The following is a 7,761-nucleotide window of genomic DNA, read 5'->3' on the forward strand; positions in this document are numbered from 1 at the left end:
CCTACTTTCACAAATCCGCGCCCCATCTGCTTGAGCACGAAGTTGTCTCCGAAGGGAACCACGGCGTCGAGTTCGCCATAGTGCCACGAGCCCTTGAGGAACTGGAAGACGACAACGCGCATGCCGTTGCCCACCGCCCGCAAGGCAGTGCCGAGCGCGGCGGTAGTCTTGCCTTTGCCGGGGCCGGTGTTGATGAGGATCAGACCTTTTCGGGAGTCGGTCATAGAGGACAGATTACAGGGCGGCGGCTAATGACCCGTGTGGTAGGGATGCCCGCTCAGAATTGTGGACGCGCGATAGATCTGTTCGGCCATCACCACGCGGGCCAGACCGTGTGCCAGGGTGAACGGGCCAAGCGAGAGCAGAAGACGAGCGTCTTTGCGGGTAGCATCGCTCCATCCGCTCGCCGGGCCAATGGCAAACACGATCAGCTGCGCGCCCTCGTCGCGGCGGACGCCGAGCCACGCGGCAAAGGCTTCCGACGTCATCTGTCGTCCGCGGCTGTCGAGCAGCGCGACTGCTGGCTGTGTGCGTCCCTGCTGCTTGCTGAGCCAGTCGAGCAATGCCTGCTCGCTGCGGAAGGCCACGCTTTCACAGCGCGCGAAGGAGGAAGTGCGCTGGAGATAGGTCTGCGCCAGCCTTTCGAACTCGTCCCCAGACGAGGCCCGCGGGCCAATGTAAGCAAGCGTGATCTGCACTCCCTGAGGATAGCGGGAGCCGCCACAATCGACCTTTAAAATTCAGGCACTCAGAGCCATCTTCTGCCTCCGATCCCGCATCGAACGGACCGCAAGATTATGAAAAGGCGTCAAGCCTTCAGATTCAAGACGTAAATACTCCATCCTGCCAATTCCAGAATGGCGGCGACACGCTACCTGAGTGGGCGGGCGATGCTCTGCCTCTGAATTTCCCTTTGAACGGGCGGGATCGCCGGAATCAATGCTGTTGCAGCTGGCCAATCCAAAAGTTGCTTCCCTGGATCTTCGCCTCAGTGCGGATCGGGGCACACGAACCCGAGTCGCCGAGAACACGATACGGAACCGCGGCCTTCCCCAGGCGGCGTTCTCACTTTTTGGAGGAGTTTCATGCTCATTTCCCGGTTGCACCACACGGTTCTGGCGCTCAGTCTGATCTCCGCGGCGGGTTTTGCAGCGATCAGCATCACGCCTGCCGTCCATGCCCAATCCCAGATCTCCGGCGACGTCGCCGGCACCGTCACCGACCCATCGGGGGCGGTCGTTCCCAATGCTCAGATCACCGTGACCAACGCCCAGACCGGGCTTTCGAAGACGACAACGTCGAGCGCCGCCGGCGCATACCGCATTGCCCTTCTGCCCGCCGGCACATATAAGGTGACCGCCACCGCAACCGGATTCCAGACCTCATCGTTCAACGTGACGATTTCAACCGCCAGCGTGGCCACCGGCGATGTCAAGCTGACCGTTGGCCAGGGAACCCAGACGATCGAGGTGACCGAAGAAGCGCCCCTCCTGCAAACGGAAAACTCGCAGCTCTCCACCAACTTCACCGAACAGCAGATTCAGACCATTCCCAACCCCGGCAACGACATCACCTATTACGCGCAAACCTCGCCGGGGGTGGTGATGAACACGGGCGGCGGCTACGGTAACTTCTCAGTATTCGGCCTGCCCGGAACGTCAAACAACTTCACGCTCAACGGCGCGCAAGTCAATGATCCTTTCCTCAATCTGAATAACTCCGGCCCCTCCAACCTGCTGCTGGGCCAGAACGACGTTGCGGAAGTGGCGGTGGTGGCCAACGCCTATGACGCGGCGTTTGGCAGCTTCGGCGGCGTGCAGTTGAATGAGACCACCCGCACCGGGACCAACAAGCTACATGGGAATGCAACCTGGTGGTACAACGGCGCGCTGTTCAACGCCAATAACTGGTTCGCCAATCAGGCAGGCACGCCCAAGCCCAACACCGTGAACAACCAGTGGGCTGCCGGCATTGGCGGTCCGCTTATCAAGGACAAAACTTTCTGGTTCGCTGATTGGGAAGCAATCCGCTTCGTGACCTCGAGCCCCAGCCGCGTCTCCATTCCCAGCCCTGCTTATCAGACCGCTACGCTCGATACGCTCGCCCAGGGAGGCGCATACGGCGACCCCGGTTCAGCCGCTCAGATTCCCTACTACAACTATATGTTCGGGCTCTATAACAATGCCGCGCAGGGTTACACGCTGCAGCCAGATCCTGATAATGCAGACGCGGTGTTCTTTGAGTCCACACCCAAGACCAGCCTGCGCGAGGGCCTGATTGCCGCCCGCATTGACCAGAACGTCTCCCAGAACGACCACGTCTTTGTGCACGCGGAATATGACGTGGGCCGCCAGCCGACCTACACCGACCCGCTTTATAGCGCCTGGAACGCCACCAGCTATCAGCCGGCCTGGACGGGACAGATGGCCTGGTTCCATACGTTCTCTCCGAACGTAACCAATCAGTTCCTCATGACAGGCGCCCACTATGAGGCGATCTTCCAGTTATCCAACTACCAGGCCGCGCAGGCTCTGCTGCCCTTCTCGCTCGTCTGGGCAGATGAAAACTTTGCATCCCTCAACTATCTGAACTACGACTTTCCGCAGGGCCGCAATGCTACGCAATATCAGTTTGCCGATGACTTCAGCGTGACCAAAGGCCGGCACACCATCAAGGCCGGACTTATCTTCAAGCGCGATGACATCAGCAACTTCGACCTCGGCATCTACAACAACCCGCTGGTTGAAGGTTTTGGACAGCTTGGCGGAGATTGTCTCTACTACGATGCCGCTACCGCCAGCTGGGTGGGGGATCCGAATAACACACTCGACTATTACTGCCTGACCAGCGGCTACTTCTACATCAACCGCCAGATCTTCCCCAAAGGCCAGAACCTGTCGGCGGTGGGCGGTTCGGCGTCGGGCGTGGCCCCGCACGTACCCATCGCGTTCTATAACCTTGGGCCGTATGTCGAAGATGTCTTCAAGCCCACCCCCAGGTTGACCCTCACGGCAGGCGTGCGATTCGAGCACAACTCTAACCCCGTGTGCCAGAGCAACTGCTTCTCGCGCCTAAATACGGGGTTCTGGGACATAGCCGGCAACGACTCAGTCGACACACCCTATAACTCCATTCTGGGCACGGGTTATCACCAGGCATTCAACCGCCTGCAGTCGTACATCCCCGAGCCGCGCATCGGCGTGAACTATGCAATCAACGACAAGACCGTAATCCGCGCTGGATTTGGCATGTTCGCTGACGTATTCCCGGCCCAGGTGACGGACTACCTGGCCCGCAATGCCCCGCTGAATCCACGCTTCCAGGCCACCGGCGCCTCCGGCGGTAACCTGATCTACTTCGCTCCCACCGTGCCGGGCAACGGCTTCGAACTCAACCAGACATCGAACGCAACCTTCTTTGGACCGAACGGCTACGCTGCCGGCGGAAGTTATGCCAGCATGTCCACAGCGTCAGCCGGCGGCTTTAGCAGGCCTAACATCTACACCTCCGAAACCAGCATCAAGTATCCGAGCTATGAAGAATGGAGCCTGCAGATCCAGCGTCAGATCGGACGCAGCGGCGCCTTCCAGGTTGGATATGTCGGGAACCACCAGTATCACGAGCCCGTGGTGAACACCAGCGCGAATGCTTACAGCCTGGGCGCCCCCGTCGGCTTTGGGCTGCCCGCCTCTCGTCCCGCCGCCAGCTTCGGCGAGGTCGTCAACATTCAAAGCAATGCCAGCGGCAACTTCAACGGGCTGATTGCCAGTTACCAGCACCGCGCCAAGTGGATGTCCGCACAAATCAACTGGTCGTGGGGCCACGCGCTCGACATGATCTCGAACGGCGGGTTCCTGGGATTTACGGGAAGCTCACTTACCGGCCAGATCGACCCGCGCAACATCCGTTATAACTACGGCAACGCGGACTACGATACCCGCCACAACATCAACGGCAATTACCTGATCAACGTACCCAACGCGCACTCCATCAAGCTGCTTACCAACGACTGGACCGTGGCCGGAACGGTCTTCTTCCGCACCGGCTTCCCGTTCACGGTTACAGATGGAGTTACGTCCGCGAACTCCATGGGCAACTACTACGCCGCCATTCCCGCGGCATACGCAGTCTCAAGCAAATCCATTCCCCACCACTGCGGCAAGGAAGGTGTGACGAGCGACGGCGGGTGCTTCAAGGACTTTGCCGGTGGCCCGCAAACACCTTACTTCGCTTATGCCGGCACGTTCCACGATCAGGAGCGCAACCAGTTCACCGGCCCCAATTTCTTCGACACGGATATCTCCCTGCTGAAGGGCATCAAGATGCCGTGGGAGGGCGGGCTGCTGCAGATTGGGGTGCAGGCGTTCAACGTGCTGAATCATCCCAATTTCGCCAACCCGGGCTTCGACATTGCCGATAGCACTGCCGGGTTCGGCCACATCACCGCAACCGTGGGGCCGCCGACTAGCATCTACGGCTCAGGCCTGGGAGGCGATGCCTCCGTCCGCATCCTGCAGTTCAAGGCCAACCTCAGGTTCTAAGCGGATCGATCCGGAGTGATCAACGTCTGCCCCAATACGAAAGGGCGCCCCGCGAGAGCGCCCCTTCTTTTCTCGGTGTGTGCGACTTAGCGTGTGCGGCGCGGTTTGGCTGCGGATTTTTTGACCGGCGCCTTCTTGACAGCGGCCTTTCTGGCGGGGCTCTTCTTCACCGCAGGCTTGCTGGCCGGGGATTTCGCCGGAGCCTTTTTCGCGGCAGATTTCGCAGCCGGCTTCTTCTTTGCCGGATTCTTAGCTGCGCGGCTGGCCGACCTGGCAGGAGATTTGGCTGACTTAGCCACGGATTTTCCTGCGGATTTGGCCTTCGAGCTTGCGGCAGGCTTGCTGCGGGCTTCCCGCGTCTTGTCAGCCAGGGCGTGCTTCAGCTCCGTTTCAAACTCGGCGGGCGAGAGCGGCCGCGCGGACTTGCGCAGCCGCTCGATGTCGTAAAACGCGCGGCGCTCGGCTAGAAAAACGTGCGCCACGAAGTCGACATAATCCAGCAGGATCCACTCGGCATTGCGGCGCCCCTCAACCGAATTGGGCATCACGCCGTGGTCTTTCTTGAGGCGCATCTCGATCTCGTCCGCAATAGCGACGGCCTGGCGATCATTGGTGGCGGAAGTAACAAGGAAGAAGTCGGAGAGGCCGGAGTCGGCCGGGTCCAGTTCGAGGATGCGCGTATCTTCGCCCTTTTTGTCTTCGCAGGCGGCAGCGGCAGCCTGAACAAGAATGCGCGTTTGCTGGTGGCTATGGTGTGTGACCATTCGGGTCTTTCGTTCTCCAGTGTTACATCCTAGTCTCTTGGCGAAGGGTGGGCAAGAAACACAGGAGCAGGGATCAAAGATCAGGGATCAGAGATAGAGACCGTGTTCGCGCACATAGCCGGCGACTGCTCCGGGAATGAGCGGGTGTGCGGCATCAGCTATGTTGCCGCTTCTGATCTGCGCGCGCACCTCTGTAGCGCTGACCTCGACGTTCAGCCCGGGCAGAATGTAAAGGGAAGCGGTGCGGCCCTGCGGGTTGCGCAGAGCACAAGTGACGAGTGCAATGTCCGGGTTGGCGGACTGGAGACAAAATTGTGGGATTTCGAGCGCGAGCCCGGCGGGGACGTGGGCCGCCAGGTCCTGGATGTCTTCCCCCGGGCGCGAGGCGATGACCAGTGTGGCCTCAAACGGGATCTCGGCTGCTCCATACCAACGCCGCAGGCTGACGAACGAATCCGCGCCCATCAGGCAGAAGAGGTTCACGCCGGGCATATCGGCCTTCAGCTTCTGCAGCGTGTGCAGCGTGTAATTGGGCGTCCCGGCGGGGTTTGGCGCGTCCAGCAGCGACACTCCAAACGCGGGCTCGCCTGCGATGGCGAGCTCGGTCATGGCCAACCGATGGTGAAAATCCGCAGTCGATCCCTGCGGCTTCAGAGGCTGGGCTCCGACGGGAGCGAAGAGAACGCGATCAAGACCGAGCGCCTCGCGAGCAGCTCGCGCCACCGCCAGATGCCCGTTGTGCGGCGGGTCAAAGCTTCCCCCAAAAAATGCCACGCGCACCGCTCTGGATGTCGGCTCGCGCTCGCCGGCACTGGATTCCTGCACCATGAATTCCATGGTACCGGGCGGTGCCGCGGCCGCTGTTACATGCTCGGCTCTTCCGCCGGGTCGTCGTCCCAGTGCGCCGGTTTGAGATCGGGATGACGGGCAAACAGAGGCTCGAGAAGGTCCAGCACAATGGGCTGGATAATGCGGTCGGCTGCCTGGCTATAGGCCGCGGCTTCCTGCTGGGGCACAGATCGAGAGACCAGCTCGCAGGAGTCCTCGATGCGATTGAACGCGTCAAGCATCAGGTCGCTTATCTGCCGGGCTACGTCTTTGTCAGAGATCATAAGGCGCTGCAGTCATGGCACGTTGGAGTCGATTCGGGACGGGCCGCGGAGCCAGTCCCGTCTGCCAGCCAATGCGCAGCGGCGCAGCATCGCCCACGCCGTTTGGATGCATCTGTGACAAAGAGCGATGGCCGGCGCCGGATTACGCCAGGTGCAGCCCCGGCGCAGCAGCGGTTACACACGTCACATGCATTGAAAATGTCGCACTGGTAAACTTGAAGCTGCAATCATGTTCAGAAAAAGTTACGCGCGTTGGATGTACAAGTGGGAAACGCGGCTGACAACGCGCGATGAGAATCGCGTGGTGCGGCCGCTGGAGTGGGGTCTCGAGTGGATTGAGCCGTTCCTTTCGGCGCACCACCTGGGGACCGCCGAACTGCGGCAGGCTGCCACCGGTGATGATGCCGTGGCGGAAGATGCGATTGCGCGCATCAACCAGATGCTCATCAGTCACAGCAATGAGTTCTTCGGCTACGAGAAGCCTGCCGACTTCCGCCTGGAAGATCGCTTTCCGCAATTGTTTCCCACCAATGTGCGGCCTGAGACGCTGGCCCAGGATGCAGACTTAAGGCGCCGCGCCGAGAGCGGCGAAATACCGCGGGCGCAATTTTTGCGTTTCACGTCGCCGGAGCGGACGCCGTATCCGGAAAACGACCTGGTGAATGCGCGCTGGTTCCCTGCTCCCGCGCATAAGGATCCAGCGCGGCCCAGGCAGGCAATCATCGTGTTGCCGCAGTGGAACGCCGACGCCTTCAGCCACAACGCGCTATGCCACGTCTTCAACCGCATGGGGATTTCGGCCCTGCGACTATCCAAGCCCTACCACGACATCCGCCGCCCCACGGAATTGGAGCGGTCAGACTACGCCGTGAGCGCGAACATCGGGCGGACTCTGTCAGCCTGTCGCCAGGCCGTGGTGGACATTCGCTGCTGCCTCGACTGGCTTGAAGATCAGGGCTACGAGCACTTCGGCGTTCTGGGCACCAGCCTGGGTTCCTGCTACACGTTCCTGGCCAGCGCCCACGATCCGCGCATTCGCGTGAATGCATTCAACCACGCATCCACGGCGTTCGGCGATGTGGTGTGGGCGGGGCAGAGCACGCGGCACATTCGTGCGGGTTTAGAGCAGGCAGGATTGACGCAGGAGCGTCTCCGCAACCTGTGGGCGGCCGTCAGCCCCATTCATTACTACGACAAGTTTGCCGGACAGGCCGCGGGCGGACCGCAAAAGAAAGTGCTGCTGGTCTACGCAGATTACGATCTGACCTTTCCGCGCGAGTACTCCGTGCAGGTGGTGGATGCGTTCAAGCGGCACGGCGTGAACTTTGAGGCCCGCGTCCTGCC

At 60.8% G+C, this 7,761-nt stretch carries 7 protein-coding genes; 2 read left to right on the forward strand and 5 right to left on the reverse strand.

The window, feature by feature from the left end:
- Window positions 1-224 (reverse strand): cob(I)yrinic acid a,c-diamide adenosyltransferase (locus VGL22_RS17415; RefSeq protein ID WP_465268220.1); only part of this gene is annotated, 224 nt, incomplete at its 3' end.
- A 24-nt stretch (window positions 225-248) separates the two neighbouring features.
- Window positions 249-698 (reverse strand): 23S rRNA (pseudouridine(1915)-N(3))-methyltransferase RlmH, encoded by a 450-nt coding sequence (locus VGL22_RS17420; protein WP_465268221.1) that lies wholly within the window; start codon window positions 696-698, stop codon window positions 249-251.
- Window positions 699-1,085: 387 nt separating this feature from the next.
- Here VGL22_RS17420 and VGL22_RS17425 point away from each other — a divergent pair, with 387 nt between their 5' ends.
- Window positions 1,086-4,541: an outer membrane beta-barrel protein gene (locus tag VGL22_RS17425; protein ID WP_465268222.1), complete on the forward strand. Its 3,456-nt coding sequence runs from the start codon at window positions 1,086-1,088 to the stop codon at window positions 4,539-4,541.
- Window positions 4,542-4,627: 86 nt separating this feature from the next.
- Here the strand turns inward: VGL22_RS17425 and rsfS are convergent, their stop codons facing one another.
- The 3 genes from rsfS to VGL22_RS17440 form a co-directional block, all read right to left on the reverse strand.
- Window positions 4,628-5,305 carry a ribosome silencing factor gene (gene rsfS, locus VGL22_RS17430; protein ID WP_465268223.1) on the reverse strand — a complete coding sequence of 226 codons (678 nt, stop codon included), beginning with the start codon at window positions 5,303-5,305 and terminating at the stop codon, window positions 4,628-4,630.
- Window positions 5,306-5,392: 87 nt separating this feature from the next.
- Window positions 5,393-6,142 carry a nicotinate (nicotinamide) nucleotide adenylyltransferase gene (gene nadD / locus VGL22_RS17435; protein WP_465268224.1) on the reverse strand — a complete coding sequence of 250 codons (750 nt, stop codon included), beginning with the start codon at window positions 6,140-6,142 and terminating at the stop codon, window positions 5,393-5,395.
- Window positions 6,143-6,168: 26 nt separating this feature from the next.
- Complete coding sequence (locus VGL22_RS17440) at window positions 6,169-6,417, reverse strand: hypothetical protein (RefSeq protein WP_465268225.1); 249 nt, start codon at window positions 6,415-6,417, stop codon at window positions 6,169-6,171.
- Window positions 6,418-6,646: 229 nt separating this feature from the next.
- On the opposite strand from VGL22_RS17440, the gene VGL22_RS17445 reads away from it, so the two are divergent.
- Window positions 6,647-7,761 (forward strand): alpha/beta hydrolase family protein (locus tag VGL22_RS17445; protein ID WP_465268226.1); only part of this gene is annotated, 1,115 nt, incomplete at its 3' end.

The sequence above is a fragment of the Occallatibacter sp. genome, from assembly GCF_036502485.1.
Taxonomy (GTDB): Bacteria; Acidobacteriota; Terriglobia; order Terriglobales; family Acidobacteriaceae; genus Telmatobacter.

Excerpts from the sequence above, each read along its gene's own strand:
- VGL22_RS17425 (WP_465268222.1), top strand. The coding sequence starts at position 1,086 with ATGCTCATTTCCCGGTTGCACCACACGGTTCTGGCGCTCAGTCTGATC.
- rsfS (WP_465268223.1), bottom strand. The coding sequence starts at position 5,305 with ATGGTCACACACCATAGCCACCAGCAAACGCGCATTCTTGTTCAGGCT.
- nadD (WP_465268224.1), bottom strand. The coding sequence starts at position 6,142 with ATGGAATTCATGGTGCAGGAATCCAGTGCCGGCGAGCGCGAGCCGACA.
- VGL22_RS17440 (WP_465268225.1), bottom strand. The coding sequence starts at position 6,417 with ATGATCTCTGACAAAGACGTAGCCCGGCAGATAAGCGACCTGATGCTT.